General features: G+C 71.2%; 14 protein-coding genes. 5 read left to right on the top strand and 9 right to left on the bottom strand.

The features are described 5' to 3' along the window. Window positions 1-21: 21 nt before the first annotated feature. Window positions 22-582: a Uma2 family endonuclease gene (locus NZ773_10080; GenBank protein ID MCS6802271.1), complete on the bottom strand. Its 561-nt coding sequence runs from the start codon at window positions 580-582 to the stop codon at window positions 22-24. A 134-nt stretch (window positions 583-716) separates the two neighbouring features. Between NZ773_10080 and NZ773_10075 the strand changes: the two genes are divergently transcribed. Both NZ773_10075 and NZ773_10070 read left to right on the top strand, forming a co-directional pair. Then, window positions 717-1,109, top strand: a complete 393-nt coding sequence (locus NZ773_10075) for a hypothetical protein (protein MCS6802270.1) — start codon at window positions 717-719, stop codon at window positions 1,107-1,109. A 28-nt stretch (window positions 1,110-1,137) separates the two neighbouring features. Further along, window positions 1,138-1,608, top strand: coding sequence for an acyl-CoA thioesterase (locus NZ773_10070; protein ID MCS6802269.1), 471 nt, complete (start codon window positions 1,138-1,140; stop codon window positions 1,606-1,608). On the opposite strand, the gene NZ773_10065 is transcribed toward NZ773_10070, so the two are convergent. From NZ773_10065 to NZ773_10055, 3 genes are all read right to left on the bottom strand, one after another. Continuing rightward, complete coding sequence (locus NZ773_10065) at window positions 1,592-1,876, bottom strand: hypothetical protein (protein MCS6802268.1); 285 nt, start codon at window positions 1,874-1,876, stop codon at window positions 1,592-1,594. The two genes, NZ773_10070 and NZ773_10065, sit on opposite strands and share 17 nt — an antisense overlap. Window positions 1,877-1,982: 106 nt before the next feature. Beyond that, entirely contained in the window at window positions 1,983-2,603 is a 621-nt protein-coding gene (locus NZ773_10060; protein ID MCS6802267.1) for a hypothetical protein, read from the bottom strand. A 266-nt stretch (window positions 2,604-2,869) separates the two neighbouring features. Next, the gene (locus NZ773_10055; GenBank protein MCS6802266.1) at window positions 2,870-3,073 is read right to left on the bottom strand and encodes a hypothetical protein; all 204 of its coding nucleotides are present in this window, start codon (window positions 3,071-3,073) and stop codon (window positions 2,870-2,872) included. A 43-nt stretch (window positions 3,074-3,116) separates the two neighbouring features. On the opposite strand from NZ773_10055, the gene NZ773_10050 reads away from it, so the two are divergent. Genes NZ773_10050 through holB form a run of 3 tightly spaced genes read left to right on the top strand, consistent with a single transcriptional unit; the run spans window position 3,117 to window position 7,671 of the window. Next, complete coding sequence (locus NZ773_10050; protein MCS6802265.1) at window positions 3,117-5,243, top strand: YfhO family protein; 2,127 nt, start codon at window positions 3,117-3,119, stop codon at window positions 5,241-5,243. Between the two features lie 24 nt (window positions 5,244-5,267). After that, entirely contained in the window at window positions 5,268-6,596 is a 1,329-nt protein-coding gene (gene lysA / locus NZ773_10045; protein ID MCS6802264.1) for a diaminopimelate decarboxylase, read from the top strand. Then, window positions 6,586-7,671, top strand: a complete 1,086-nt coding sequence (gene holB, locus NZ773_10040; protein ID MCS6802263.1) for a DNA polymerase III subunit delta' — start codon at window positions 6,586-6,588, stop codon at window positions 7,669-7,671. Before lysA ends, holB begins: the two co-directional genes overlap by 11 nt. Here holB and NZ773_10035 read toward each other — a convergent pair. The 5 genes from NZ773_10035 to NZ773_10015 are packed head-to-tail and all read right to left on the bottom strand — an operon-like array spanning window position 7,620 to window position 13,407. Then, window positions 7,620-8,930, bottom strand: a complete 1,311-nt coding sequence (locus NZ773_10035; protein MCS6802262.1) for a heterodisulfide reductase-related iron-sulfur binding cluster — start codon at window positions 8,928-8,930, stop codon at window positions 7,620-7,622. The two genes, holB and NZ773_10035, sit on opposite strands and share 52 nt — an antisense overlap. Further along, window positions 8,927-10,171: an FAD-binding oxidoreductase gene (locus NZ773_10030; GenBank protein MCS6802261.1), complete on the bottom strand. Its 1,245-nt coding sequence runs from the start codon at window positions 10,169-10,171 to the stop codon at window positions 8,927-8,929. The genes NZ773_10035 and NZ773_10030 overlap by 4 nt, the downstream gene beginning before the upstream one ends. Beyond that, window positions 10,168-11,619 carry an FAD-binding protein gene (locus NZ773_10025; GenBank protein ID MCS6802260.1) on the bottom strand — a complete coding sequence of 484 codons (1,452 nt, stop codon included), beginning with the start codon at window positions 11,617-11,619 and terminating at the stop codon, window positions 10,168-10,170. Before NZ773_10025 ends, NZ773_10030 begins: the two co-directional genes overlap by 4 nt. A 14-nt stretch (window positions 11,620-11,633) precedes the next feature. Beyond that, complete coding sequence (locus NZ773_10020) at window positions 11,634-12,752, bottom strand: LLM class flavin-dependent oxidoreductase (protein MCS6802259.1); 1,119 nt, start codon at window positions 12,750-12,752, stop codon at window positions 11,634-11,636. A gap of 19 nt (window positions 12,753-12,771) precedes the next feature. Next, on the bottom strand, window positions 12,772-13,407 hold the full coding sequence (locus NZ773_10015; protein ID MCS6802258.1) for a TetR/AcrR family transcriptional regulator: 636 nt from the start codon (window positions 13,405-13,407) through the stop codon (window positions 12,772-12,774). Window positions 13,408-13,671 lie beyond the last annotated feature (264 nt).

The following is a 13,671-nucleotide window of genomic DNA, read 5'->3' as shown; positions in this document are numbered from 1 at the left end:
TGCGCTCTGCCGCCGGTTCGCTTACGGCAGGATCGCGGCAACGGGAACAGCAAGCTGTGGCAGGGCAGCGGGGACGATCTGTCCTTCCGGGCCAACGACCCGCTGCTCGCGATAGGCTTCTCTCTCCGGCTCGCGATACACCTCAACCTGCCGCGCCGGGAGATTGACAATCCACACCTCGGGGATGCCGGCGCGGGCATAGAGCGGCAGCTTCACCTCACGGTCGTGGCGATAACTCGTGTCCGCCACCTCAATCACCAGCAGAATGTCTGCCGCCGTCGGGTGCGCCGTCCGGTAACGGTCCCCGGGCCCCCTGAGGAGCAGCAGGTCCGGCTGGGGCTCGGATTGCCGGTCGATCGCGGCGGGATTCTGAACCCAGACCACCGCCGCATCCCCGACACCAAGCACGCACAGCTTGGTCAACGCTCCAACGCAATAGGCGTGCGGCGGTCGGATTGCCGGCATGTCGAAGATCTCCCCGTCCAGCAACTCGGTGCGTCCTTCCTCGCCCAGCAGCCCAAGGTCCGACAGCCGCCGATACTCCTCAACCGTGAAGCGATGGCGTCGCACGATCGTGCTCATCGCGCCTCCTCCCGCAATGATACCGAGCTCCCGCTGCCGGTGTGACCGGAAGCCCGCGCTGCCTCAAGTCCGAACTGATTGTTTGGACTGGTCATGTTTGGCAGACTGGCGGTGCGGGCAAGTGAGGAGAGGTCATGGTCGTTGAGACAGTGCCCCGACACGCTTCCCGGAGAGTGCGAAGCCAGCCTGCCGACCTGCTGCTCGATCCGACCGCGACTGCTGGCGAGAGCGAACAGTTCCCGCGCCCAACGCGGCCGGCAGGCTGGCCGGAAATCAAGCTTGGGCTCTGGTGGCTGGGGGTCGCCGGTTTCGTGGCGATCTTCTCGGGGCTCTTCTGGGCGCTCGCTTGGCCGGAGCCGCGCGGCATCGCAGCCCTCCGGATCCAGTTCGAGTTCGCCGTTCCGCTGACCCTCGCCTGGGTTGGCGGACTTGCCTCCCTGCTGACTGGCATTGTCGGCGTGCTGCGCCAGCGCAGCCGCGCCCCCGCTCGTCGGCGGGCGCACCGACCATTGCCGCGAGCCGCCTAGCCCCGGCACGATCCTGCCGGAGGAAACGATGCGCCCGTTCACTGTCGAACTCGCGATTGCCGTTCGCGGCTACGATATCGATTTCGCAGGGATCGTCAGCAATATCGTCTACATCCGCTGGCTCGAGGACCTGCGGATGGCGCTGCTCGCCGCGTACTTCCCCTTTTCGGAGTGCGTTCGCCTTGGCGTCACGCCCATTATCCTGCATACCTCCATCGACTATCGGCACGCCGTGCGGATGTTCGACCCCCTTGTCGGCCGGATCTGGGTAACAGCGATGGGCAAGACGCGCTGGGAGATCGCCGCCGAATTCGTGGTCGACGAGCGCGTGATGGCGAGCGCGGTCCAACGCGGCTGCTTTGTCAGCCTCAGCACCGGCCGTCCTACGCCTATCCCTGTCGGTCTGCTCGGGCCCTGGCGCGAGTGGGAGCGGACCGGCCAGCTCCCCGCGCTGTGGAACAGCACAACCGGCGACCGCCCCGCTAGCGGGCAGCAGTGAGCGGATGCGCGCCAACGGCCGGCTTCTCAGCCGGAAGCGAGAGCGCCAACTGGCGCGGCTGGACCCCGAAGCGATCAAGCTGGCGATCGGCGTAGGCGCGGGCCCAGCGGATGGCGCTGCCGAGGCTGCGTCGACGAGCAGTCCGCGCCGGAGCGCCATTCACGAAGATCGTTACCCGATAGTGGTCGGCAAACGCTCCGACCGACAGGTCGAATGCGAGCCCATTGCCCGCAAAATGTCGGTAGATCAGCCGACCTTGCGCCGTCATCTTGTGGTCCTCCCATCGCGAAGTCCGAGAAGTGTAGCACAAGAAGAAGTCCGATAGGACTGCTTTTCGCTAAGTCCTGGACTTTCTGCGCAGCACGCCGCCCGTTTCAGCGGGTGTCGGACCAGTCGGAGGAGAGAACGACGCGGTAGATGTCGTCGGTCGCCTCGTCGATGACCGCGCTCGGGAGGCTGAGAGCATGAGCAGCCGTGTCTGTCCGAGTATGCACTACGAAGGTGTAGGCATTCGGCTGGCCGAGGTTGCGAGCGAGGCGGGCAGTGAAGAAGTCCTCCGTCAGTTGGGCAACGAGAGCGCGGACAGCGGCTTCCCATGCGCGCTCCCTGCCGGGCCGCACGAAGACCATTGCGTGGCGAGCGAAGCCGAGGACCGCGGGGTCGTAGCCAGTGGGCGGCGGCACGGCCCGCCGCTCGAAAACGAGCTCCCAGTAGCCGGGCGAGAGCGGACCGGTCATCTGGACGCGCGGTCTGCCCTCAGCCGCCAGCTCGCGGCGCAGCGCTTGGAACCCCGGGCTGACGCCGAATGCCTCGGAAGCCGCTTGGTCGCGCCATGCCATGAGATGGATGTTCCGGTTTGGATTGCGCAGCCCGCGGAAATAGAGGTTCCAGCGAATGCCCGGCGTCTCGTGGAGCAGCCGGTCGTACATCTCCTCATGCTGACGGACAATCTCCGGCTCGCGCAGAATATCGCTCACGCCTTGAACGATGAACATCAGCCTTCTCCCTGCCCTTGGCCAATTCGGGCGCGAACCGTACGCCCAGGCGAGCAGCAGTCGCTTGCTGAAAGGCCGCCGCTCTCGACCCGCCGTTATCCGGGCTGGCTTTTCCGCCTGCCTCGACGCGAGCGGACAACCGGAGACGCGCAGGGCCGCGCCGCCCCGGAAAACCGGCGGCGCGGCGAGCGAGAGGAGCGCCCGTTGCCGTCTTCCTCCCCGGCACGTTGGCGACCGCTACCCGCACCGCTCGCCAGCCTGCAAGATCACGCTTCCCGGCTTCGGTCGGCCAGCACCCGCTCGAGCGGCCAGCCGAGAATGGCAAGGCGCGCCAGCCGCCGGTGACCGAGCGTGAGATAGTGGCGTTTCCACCAGTGTCGCAGCTCCTCGAGGGTGGTGACCCGCTCCAGTTCGCGCGCGGCGACGACCGTCTGCTCGCGGATCTGCTCCCTATCCCGAAGCTCTGCCATACTGCGCCGTCCGTCGTATCTTGTCCCGCTCAGAGAGTACGCCATGGCCAAGCGTAGCAGAGCCCTCGCCCCCGCCGTCTTCCTCCTTGCGGTCGTGCTCGCCTGGGGCGGCGAGATCCTGCTCGGGGCGGTCCCGACGTGGGGAGCGACGGCGCTCCAGAGTCAGCCATGGCAGCACGCCGTCGTCGCGGCCTATCGCGCCGGCCGGCTGCCGCTCTGGGCAAGCGAGTCAGGCCTCGGGGCGCCGCTCGCTGCCAACCCGCAGGCCGCTGCCTTCTCGCCGTTCATCGTCCTTTCGATCCTGGTCGGCGCCGAGCGGGGGCTCGCCCTCTCGCTGCTCGCCCATGCCGCGCTCGCCGCGTTCGGCGCCTTTTTCGCCGCCCGCCGGCTCGACCTGCCGCCGTGGCCGGCAGCGCTCGCCGGCGTGGTCTTCCCGCTCTCGGGGGCGCTTGCTGCCCGGGCCGTCTTTCCGCCGTTCTTCGCGACCGCCGCTTGGCTGGGGCTGGCCGTCGCAGCCTGGCCGCGCGCTCCTCGGCATCCGCGGGCGGCGCTCCGTCCCGCGATCGTGCTCGCCCTCGCCTGGCTGGACGGGCATCCCCAAGCGTGGCTGATCGTTGCGCTTGCCAGCCTTATAAGCGGCGCCTGGTTTGGGATGCGGGAAGCGCCGGAGCGACGGACGACGCTCGGCCTGCCGCTGACGCTCGCCGCGGCCATCGGGCTGGGGCTGGCGCTGGCCGCAGCGCAGGCCGTGCCGGCAGCGGAACTGCTGATGCGCTCGGTGCGGGCAGAGGGGTTGGCCGAGCCGCTCGTCGCCCCGTACGACCCGCCGCCGTGGGCCGCCCTCCTGCTCATCGCGCCAGACCTGCTCGGCACGCCGGCGGCCGGCGACTATCGCGGTCCGGTCGGCTTCTGGGAATGGTGCTGGACAATCGGGCTGCTCGCGCTCCCCGTCGCGGCACTCGGCCGGCGCGGGCTGCCGTGGCTGCTCGTTGCGGTCGGCGTGGCGCTCGCCTTTCTGCCCGGGCTGCCCGGTGTCGGCCCGGCCGGGCGGCTGCTGGCAGGCGGCGACCTCCTGCGCGGCGCTGGGCGCTTCCTCATACTCGCCGATTTTGGGCTGGCGCTCGCCGCGGCGGCGGGGCTGGCGCGCGCGGCCACCCTTCCCTCGGCAGCGCGGCGGCGCGCCGCGCTCGTCACTGGCGCGGTCGGCCTTGGGCTCGCCGCTGGCGGGCTTGCGGGGCTCGGGATTGGCGGCGCCCCCTTCCTGCGCAGCGGCCTGCTCATCGTCGGCGCGGCGGGCATGGTCGCCCTCAGCGGCAGGCGCGGCGGCCTGGGGCTCGTGCTCGGCGCTGTCGCGGTCGAGCTCGTGCTTTTCGCGCGGCCGCTGCTGCCGCTCGGGCCGGCCGGCTGGCCCCCTCCGCCGCCAGGCGGACCGCTGCTCACGCCCGAGCCAGTGTTCCTCGACCGCTTCTTCGCCGCCTTCTCACTCAGCAGCTACCAGCGGCCCTTCCCCTTCCCCGAAGCGGCGGCGGCGCTGCCGAACCGCGGTCTCATGGTCGGCCGGCGCGATCTCCTCGCCTACGACCCCCTCCGCTTGGCGTCGACCGAGCGTGCCCTTGCTGCCGCCGGCGACGACCCGCGCGCCCTCGCCCGCCTTGGTGTGGCAGAGGTGGCGGGCGGGGGAGTGCTCACCGGAACGCGTCCGCTTGTCAGCTGGGCAGCGCGCGCCGTCGTCGTGACGGAGGAAGCGGCCGCGCTGCGCCGTCTCACCGACCCCGCCCTTGACGACGACACGGTCATCCTGATCGGGCGGCCGCCGATCCCGCCGCCGGAAGGACCGCCGACCGCCGAGCGAGCGGTGCGCGTGGTCGAGCGCGCGCCCGGCTGGTACCGCATTGAGACGGCGAGCCCCGAGCCCGGCTTCCTGCGCATCCTCGAGAGCGCCTACCCCGGATGGACGGCGCAGGTCGACGGCAGACCTGCCCCGCTGATCACAGTCGATGGCGTGCTGGTCGGCGTGCCGCTCTCGGCGGGGCAGCATGTCGTCGAGCTCGCCTACCGGCCGGCGTCATTCGCCGTCGGAGCGGCGCTCAGCGCGGCGGCGTGGCTGGTCGTCGCGCTGACGCTGCTGCGCCGGCGATCGCCTCCCCGGGGGAACGGGCGCTCCCTATAATCGAGGCAGGCCTCGGAGGAAAGGATGCTGAACGTTCACGGCCGCGACCTCGCCGCTCTCTTTCCCCTCACTGCAGAGGCAGACAGCAGCGGGATGCGTATCGGTGGCTGCGACCTCGCCGATCTTGCGCGCCGCTTCGGCACGCCGCTCTACATCTTTGACGAAGCGACCCTGCGCGCCCAGCTGCGCGCCTTCCGCGACGAGTTTCGCGCTCGCTATCCGAACCTGCTGCCGCTCTATGCCTCGAAGGCGTATATCGGTTTCGCCCTGCTCCAAATCCTGCGCGAGGAAGGCTACGGACTGGATGTTGTCTCGGGCGGCGAGCTCGCCTTCGCCCGCGCCGTCGGCTATCCGGCCGAAACGATCTACTTCCACGGCAACAACAAGACGCCACAGGAGCTGGCCGAGGCGCTCGCAACCGGGGTCGGTCGCTACGTTATCGACAATTTCACCGAACTCGAGACCCTCGACCGCCTCGCCGGCGAGCGGGGCGTCCGGGCGAGCGTGCTGCTCCGTGTCTCGCCGGGAATCGATCCCCACACCCACCACAAGACGACAACCGGCATCGTCGACAGCAAATTCGGCTTTACGATCGCCAACGGTCAAGCGAGCGAGGCGCTCCGGCGGGCAGCGGCCGCGCCGCACCTCGACCTGATCGGCATCCACAGCCATCTCGGCTCGCCGATCTTCGAGATCGCGCCCTACGTCGAGGCGGCCGAGGTCGTGCTGGACTTTGTCGCCGCCCACCGCGACGTGCCTGGCTTCCGGTTCGAGGAGCTGAGCCCCGGCGGCGGCTTCGCCATCCAATACCTCGCCGACACGCCGCCGCCGACGCCGGCCGACTACGCCGAGGGCATTCTGCGGCCGCTCCAGGCGGGACTAGAAGCGCGTCGGCTCGGCGCGCCGCGGGTCTGCATCGAGCCCGGACGCGCGATCGTCGGCCGTGCCGGCGTTGCCCTCTACACCGCCGGGGCGCGCAAAGAGATCCCGGGCGTCCGCACCTACGTCTCGGTCGACGGCGGAATGGCCGACAACATCCGGCCGGCGCTCTACGATGCCCGCTATGAGGTCGCCGTCGTCAACCGGCTGGCGGAGCCGCCGTGCGAGACGGTGACGATCGCGGGCAAGTACTGCGAGTCGGGCGACCTGCTGGCACGCGATGTCGCCCTGCCGGCGATCCAGCCCGGCGACCTGATCGCGATGCCGGCGGCGGGGGCATATGCGCCGGCGATGGCGTCGAACTACAACATGGCGCTCAAGCCGGCGATCGTCCTCGTGCGCGACGGCGAGGCGAAGCTGATCCGCCGCCGGGAGACCTACGAGGACCTGATGCGGTGTGAGCTTGGCGACTAGCTGGGGGGTGGTCGGTCAGCGGGCGGCCGTCGCCCTGCTCGACCGTTCGCTGCGGGAGGGGCGCCTCCACCACGCCTATCTCCTCGCCGGTCCGCCGCGCGTCGGCAAAGGAACGCTCGCCCTCGCGCTGGCCCAAGCGGTCAACTGCGCCCAAGCGCCGCCGCCCTGCGGAGAGTGCCGCAGCTGCCGGCGGGTCGCGCGCGGCCTCCATCCCGATGTCGTCACGCTCGGGCTGCTCGCCGACGAGAAATCGGAGAGCGGCCGGCTGCGCAAGAACATCGGCATCGCCCAAGTGCAGGAGCTGCATGCCGAACTGGCCCTGCAGCCGTACGAAGGGCGGGCTCGCGTCGTCATCGTCGATGGCGCTGAACGGCTGTCGACCGAGGCGTCGAATGCCCTCCTGAAGACGCTCGAGGAGCCGCCGGCGAACGCGATCCTCATCCTGCTCGCCAACGAGCCAGACCGGCTGCTGCCGACGATCCGCTCGCGCTGCCAGCGCCTCGACTTGCGGCTCGTGCCGGAAGCGGAGATCGCCGCTGAGCTCGCGCGCCGCGGCGCGGAGCCTGCGCAGGCCGCCCTGCTCGCCCGCCTCGCGAGAGGCAAAATCGGCTGGGCGATTGAGGCGCTCGCCAGCGCCGACCTTCTCGACGCCCGCGCCGAGCGGCTCGATGCCCTGCTTGCCGCTCTCGAAGAAGGGACCGTGGAGCGGCTGGAGCGCGCCGGCAAGCTGGCGGCACGGTTTTCGGCAAGCCGCGAAGAGGTGTATGAGACGCTCGACCTCTGGCAGAGCTGGCTGCGCGATGCGCTGGTCGTGGCGAGCGGCGGCGCAGCCGACCTGCTCGTCAACCCCGACCGCCAAGCCGAGATCGAGGCGGCCGCCCGCGCCTGCGCTCCCGCTGCGCTCCGCACCGCGATCGAGGCCCTTCGCCGCTGCCGCCAGCAGTTGGAAGCGAACGTCAACGCGCGGCTCGCCCTCGAGGCCGCGCTGCTCGAGCTCCCGCGTCTCGCCGGCTCTGTCGCCCGCTACCGGCTGGCAGGAAGCGTCGCGCCGCGCAGCGAGGCATCGAGCAGCTGAACAGGATGGTAGGTCGGCAGCGGCCGGCCGGCGCGGGCGAGGGCACGCGCGAGATGGAGAAGGCAGCCGGGGTTGCCGCTCGCCAGTGCCTCGGCGCCGCTGGCGAGGATGCCCGCCGCCTTCCGGTCGCCGAGGGCGCGCGCCGGTGCCGGCTGGAGAAGGTTGTAGACGCCGGCGCTGCCGCAGCAGATCTCGGGCTCGGCCAGCTCGACCACCGTCAGCTCCGGGACCCTCGCCAGCAGGTCGCGCGGCTGGCGGTAGATGCGCTGGCCATGGAGAAGATGGCAGGCGTCGTGGTAGGCGACGCGAAGCGGGAGCGGCCGGTAGTGCCCGAGCGGCGGCAGCTCCGCGAGGACCTCGGCGATGTCGCGCACCGTCGCCGCAAAGCGCGCTGCGCGGCGCGCCCAGCGCGGCTCGTCGGCCAACAACTCGCCGTACTCCTTCAGCGTCGAGCCGCAGCCGGCGGCATTCACCACCACCCGATCAACGCCGGCGCGCTCGAACGCGGCAATCAGCCGCCGCGCGCGGGCGCGCGCAGCAGCATCGCGGCCGGCGTGGAGCTCAAGAGCGCCGCAGCAGCCCTGCGCCGGGACGATCACTTCGCAGCCCTCGGCGGCCAGCACCCGTGCTGTTGCGGCGTTCACCTCGCCGAAGAAGATGCGCTGGACACAGCCGACGAGCAGCCCAACGCGCAGCCGCAGCACGCGCGCCGGCGGGGTCCGGCGAGGCAGCGGCTCGATCCGCGCCGGCACGGGCGGGAGCAGCGACTCCATCGCCTGCAGCCGCTCGGGCAGCCGGGCGAGCAGCCCGCTGCGGTCGAGGAGGGCGCGCAGCCCGCTCGCTTGGTAGGCGCGCAGCAGCGGCAGGAGCGCCCGCAGCCGCCCCGGATGGGGGAAGAGGAGGAAGATCGCCGCACGGAAGAGGCGGTCGGCGCGGGAGCGGGGCGCGTTGCGCTCGATCTGGGCGCGCGCGCGCTCGATCAGCCGGCCGTACTGGACGCCGGACGGGCAGGCAGTGACGCAGGCGAGGCAGCCGAGGCACTGATCGAAATGCGCCACCGTTGCCGGCGTGAGGCCGATCGCGCCGTCCAGCACGCCGGCCATCAGGTCGATCCGGCCGCGCGGAGAGTCCGGCTCGAGGCCCCAGAGGAGATAGGTCGGGCAGGTCGGGAGGCAGAAGCCGCAATGGACGCACTCGCCGATCAGCCGCCGCTCCGGCGGGCGGTGCGGGTCGAAGCCGGGACCGGCCGCGCCGCTCATGCTGCGTCCAGCGGGACGAGCCGCCCCGGATTGAGGATGGCGTTCGGGTCGAACTGCTCGCGCACGCGCCGCATCAGCGGCAGGACGTCCGGCGGGATGCCCCAGACATCCAGCCGCGCCTTCACTGCCTGCGGAGCGGCGAGGACGACGAGCGTGCCGTCGCGCGGCGCGAGCCGAGCGCGGAGGGCGCCCACCGCTTCATGGAGCGCCTCCGGCTCTCCTTCGAGGCGGAGACAGCCGAGGCCGTGGGCATGGATGATGCCAGCGGCCGGCAGCCCGCTCGCCGCCGCCGCAGCCACGAGCGCCGGGATCTCGCTCGGCAGGACCGAGACGCGCACCACGGCCGCCGGCTCGCAGCCCGTCCACGGAAGGGTGACGGCATCCCGCCAAGCGGTGGCGGCGAGTTCGCCTTCGAGGCGGTCGCTCGGCGCGCCGGCGGCATCGACGACGCGGGCGACCTGGTCGCGCACGCCCGCCTCGCTGCCGGCAAGCCGCACCAGCAGCCGGCCAGCGCGGCCGAGGATCGTCGCCGAAAGAGCGACCGGACTGGCGCGAGAGCGCAGGACGCGAAGAAGGAGGTCGGTAGGCGCGGCCGTCTGGTAGACGAGCGTCGTCTCGCGCCGCGGCAGCGGATGGAGGCGGAAGGTCGCTTCGACGACGACGCCGAGGGTGCCGAGCGCGCCGGTGAACAGCTTCGGCAGGTCGTAGCCGGCGACGTTCTTCACCACCTTGCTGCCGCCGCGGGCCACGATGCCGTCGGCGCGGACGACGGTGACCCCGAGCAGGAGGTCGCGGACGCCGCCGAAGCGGAAGCGCAGCGGGCCGCTGTCGTCGGCCGCGATCAGGCCGCCGACAGTTGTCTCCGCTGGCCACGGCGGGTCGAGCGCCAGCCGCTGGCCGCGCTCGGCAAGCGCCGCCTGCAAAGCAGCGAGCGTCACGCCGGCCTGCGCTGTCACTGTCAGGTCGGCCCAGGCGTGTTCGATGATCGAGGCAAGGCCATCGAGGGCGAGCACGATGCCGCTCCGTGCCGGCGGCCGCCCCCAGCCGAGCCGCGCGCCGCCGCCGCGCGGGAAGACCGCCTCGCCGCTCTCGTTCGCCCACGCCAGCGTCTTGGCAACGGCATCGACCGTCGTCGGCGCGGCAACCGCGCGCATCGGCACGCCGTCGATCGCATCCTCCGCTGCCGCCGCCCGGACCCGGCCGGGGATGAAGCGGTCGAGGAGGTCGAGCGCGCCGGTCAAAACAGCTCCGCCAGCCCGGCTTCGACAAGCGGATGCGGCCGGTAGGGGCCGGGGCGCTCGCCGCACAGCCGCGGCGTCGGGAAGACCTTGCCCGGGTTGCTCAGATTGATGGGGTCGAAGGCGCAGCGCAGCCGCCCCATCGTATCGAGGTCGGCTTCGGCGAACATCTTCGGCAGATACGCCTTCTTGTCGAGCCCGACGCCGTGCTCGCCGGTGATGCTGCCGCCGGCCTCGATGCAGGCGAGGAGAATGCGCCCGGCGAGCTCGATCGCCCGCTCGCTCTCGCCCGGCACGGCAGGGTCGAAGAGGACGAGCGGGTGCAGGTTGCCGTCGCCGGCGTGGAAGACGTTCGCCACCCGCAGCCCCGCCTCGGCGGCAAGCGCCGCGATTTGGCGCAGCACCGCCGGGAGCGCGGTCCGCGGCACGACGCCGTCCTGAACATAATACGCCGGGCTGAGGCGGCCCATCGCCGGCAACGCCGCCTTGCGCCCCTTCCAGAAGCGGGCACGCTCCTCGGCCGTGGCAGCGACCCGGACCTCGCTCGCGCCGTGGGCGCGGCAGAGAGCGGCGACTTCGTCTACCTCGCCCGCCACTTCGACCGGCGCGCCGTCGAGCTCGACAAGGAGGAGCGCTCCGGCATCGCGCGGATAGCCGGCATGGACGGCGTCGTCGGTGGCGACAATCGCAAGATGGTCCATCATCTCGACCGCGGCCGGAAGGATGCCGGCGGCGATGATCGCCGAGACCGCCGCTCCGGCCTCGTCGGTCGTGGCGAAGGCGGCCATCACCAGCTGGATCGCCTCCGGCAGGCGGAGGAGACGGAGCGTCGCCTCGACGACGACGCCGAGCGTGCCCTCGGCACCGACGACGACGCCGAGAAGGTCGTAGCCGGGATGCTGGAGGGTCGCGCCGCCGAGCGTCACCAGCTCACCGTCGGGGAGGACGAGCTTAACGCCGAGGACATGGTTGACAGTGAAGCCGTACTTCAGGCAGTGCGCGCCGCCGCTGTTCTCGGCGACATTGCCGCCGATCGTGCAGACCTGCTGGCTAGAGGGGTCGGGCGCGTAGAACAGGCCGGCGCCGGCGACGCGGCGCGAGACCTCGAGGTTGATGACGCCCGGTTGGACGACGACCCGGCCGTTGTCGAGGTCGACGGCGAGGATCCGGTTCATGCGAGCAAGGCTGATCAGCACGCCGTCTGCGACCGGCACCGCCCCACCCGAGAGGCCAGTGCCGCTGCCGCGGGCGACGAAAGGAAGGCGCTCGCGGTGACAGAGGCGGACGACCGCTTGGACCTGCTCCGCCGTCTCAGGCAGGACGACCACGCCGGGACGGGCGCGATAGGCATTCAGCGCGTCCGCCTCGTAGGGGCGCAGCGACTCGGGAGCGGTGAGCACGCCATCCGCTCCAACAAGAGCGCGCAAGGCGTCGGTGATCCGGCGCTCCATGCCGGGAGGATAGATCAGCGGGCGGCAGCCTCGCTCGCGGCGAGGGCAGGCAGCACCTCGCGCGCGAACAGCTCCATCGAGCGGCGCACCTTGGCGTACGGGAGGTTGCCGAAGTTCATCCACGCGATGACATGGCCGACGCCGAGCGCCTGCAATTCGCGCAGCTGGCGCAGCACCGTCTCCGGCGTGCCCGCGATCATGCCGCCCTCGCTGTGGCGGATCACCTCCTCCGGCGTGGGCAGCGCCGGCGCGGCCGAGCCGTCGGGCAGCGAGCCGGTCTGCGGCGGAACGTAGATGCCGAGCCGCGACCCGGTCTTCGGGTCGATCGCGACGGGGGCGTTGGGGCGGTGGATGCGCAGCCCGGTCACGGTATACCAGAGCAGCGGCGGCACGATGTCAGCCATCGCCTCCTCATCGCTGTCGGCGACGTGCACCCGCCGCAGAACGCCGAGCTGCCGCACTTCTTCGCGGAGACGCTCCTCGGGGACGCCGAGTTCGGCGCGGATCTGGCGGTAGGTCGCAATGCGCGCTGCCAGCTCCTCGTTCGGGCGGAAGCCGATGAGCGCCGGCAGTCCGAGCCGCGCGGCGCGCCGGAGCGATTCTTCGCCGGACGAGGCGAGCATGAACGGCGGATGGGGCGTGGTGTAGGGCCGCGGCTTCAGCCGCACCTCCGGGAAGTGCCAGAAGCGGCCCTGGAAGGAGAACGCCTCGTTCGCCAGCAGCCCTTGCAGGATGGCGACGCCTTCCTCGAGGCGGGCATTCCGCTCCTCGAGCGGGACGCCGAACGCTTCAAACTCGTAGGGGCTGAAGCCTGGCCCAACGCCGACCCAGAGGCGGCCTTCGCTCAACTGGTCGACCCACGCGATCTCCTCGGCGAGCCGGATCGGGTGATGGAGCGGCACGACGGCGACGCCGTAGCCGATCCGGAGGCGGCGCGTCCGCTGGGCGACCGCAGCAGCATAGACCGAGGGCGAGCCGATCATCCCATACTCCGAGAGGTGATGCTCGGTCACCCAGACGGTGTGGAAGCCGTTTGCCTCGGCGAAATCGACCTCCCAGAGCGCCTGCTCGATCACCTCGCGGTCGCTGACGCCCTCCGGCTGCGAGAGAAGCTGAAAGATCCCGATCTCCATCGCCTGTGACCCTCCCTTCTTACTGCGGCGCTTCTTGCGGCTCTTCGAGATCGACAACAGCTGCTGCGAGCCGCACGAGACACGCGGCGACCTCCGCGGGAGCGCGGCCGCGAATGGCGTGCAGCTCGTGGAACGCGGCAAAGCTGGTCAACAGCCAGAGGGTGTCGTAGACGCGCTCGACCGAAACGCCCGACTTGATCCGGCCGGCTGCCTCCAGCCGACGCACCAGCCCCCACAAGATCGCCTCGCGCGCGCCGGCGTGACCGGCGACGATCGCGCCCACGTCGGGGTCGACGGCGGCGAACGGAAGCACCGCGCGGAAGATCGGAAACTCCGCGGCCCAGAAGCGCGCTACCTCCTGGAGCACGGCGACGACCGCCTCCGCCGGGTCGGGCCGGCCATAGGCGGCGGCGAGGGAGCGTCCCTCGGCGCGCGAGAGCGCGTCGTCGAGCACCGCTTCGAGCAGCCCCCGTCGGCTGCCGAACTGGTAGTAGACGGTTGCCCGGGCGACATCGGCCCGGCGCGCCACTTCGCCGAGGCTCGTGCCAAGCACGCCCTCTTCGACGATCATCGCGCGCGCCGCCGCGATCACTTTCTGGCGCGTCTCGTGGACGACGGCTTCGCGCCGCCCAAGCTGATAGGCACGCGGGGCCATCTGCTCCTCAATTTCGTCAGACAGTCTGCATGAATTCTAGCGAGAGCGACAACCACGCGCAAGCGCCAGAATTTGGCCTGCTCACCATCGCGAGCGCAGTCGATTACCACGCGGTTTCCGTCACCTAAGGAGAACGCGGCAGGTCGTGAAACGCGCCCGGCTCGAAAAGGCGGCAGCGCAGTCACGGGCGGTCAGCACCCGACGGCGCGCGGCAGGACGATGCGCTCTTCACACAAACCGGCCTTCGCGTAAACAGCGCCGTCC

The organism is Dehalococcoidia bacterium (assembly GCA_025054935.1).
In the GTDB taxonomy this organism is placed as follows: Bacteria; Chloroflexota; Dehalococcoidia; order SpSt-223; family SpSt-223; genus JANWZD01.
Note: the sequence above shows the minus strand (reverse complement) of the source record. Positions and strands in the feature narration are given on the sequence as shown.

Excerpts from the sequence above, each read along its gene's own strand:
- NZ773_10050 (MCS6802265.1), top strand. The coding sequence starts at position 3,117 with ATGGCCAAGCGTAGCAGAGCCCTCGCCCCCGCCGTCTTCCTCCTTGCG.
- NZ773_10075 (MCS6802270.1), top strand. The coding sequence starts at position 717 with ATGGTCGTTGAGACAGTGCCCCGACACGCTTCCCGGAGAGTGCGAAGC.
- lysA (MCS6802264.1), top strand. The coding sequence starts at position 5,268 with ATGCTGAACGTTCACGGCCGCGACCTCGCCGCTCTCTTTCCCCTCACT.
- NZ773_10070 (MCS6802269.1), top strand. The coding sequence starts at position 1,138 with ATGCGCCCGTTCACTGTCGAACTCGCGATTGCCGTTCGCGGCTACGAT.
- NZ773_10020 (MCS6802259.1), bottom strand. The coding sequence starts at position 12,752 with ATGGAGATCGGGATCTTTCAGCTTCTCTCGCAGCCGGAGGGCGTCAGC.
- NZ773_10060 (MCS6802267.1), bottom strand. The coding sequence starts at position 2,603 with ATGTTCATCGTTCAAGGCGTGAGCGATATTCTGCGCGAGCCGGAGATT.
- NZ773_10080 (MCS6802271.1), bottom strand. The coding sequence starts at position 582 with ATGAGCACGATCGTGCGACGCCATCGCTTCACGGTTGAGGAGTATCGG.
- NZ773_10025 (MCS6802260.1), bottom strand. The coding sequence starts at position 11,619 with ATGGAGCGCCGGATCACCGACGCCTTGCGCGCTCTTGTTGGAGCGGAT.
- NZ773_10055 (MCS6802266.1), bottom strand. The coding sequence starts at position 3,073 with ATGGCAGAGCTTCGGGATAGGGAGCAGATCCGCGAGCAGACGGTCGTC.
- NZ773_10035 (MCS6802262.1), bottom strand. The coding sequence starts at position 8,930 with ATGAGCGGCGCGGCCGGTCCCGGCTTCGACCCGCACCGCCCGCCGGAG.
- NZ773_10015 (MCS6802258.1), bottom strand. The coding sequence starts at position 13,407 with ATGGCCCCGCGTGCCTATCAGCTTGGGCGGCGCGAAGCCGTCGTCCAC.
- NZ773_10065 (MCS6802268.1), bottom strand. The coding sequence starts at position 1,876 with ATGACGGCGCAAGGTCGGCTGATCTACCGACATTTTGCGGGCAATGGG.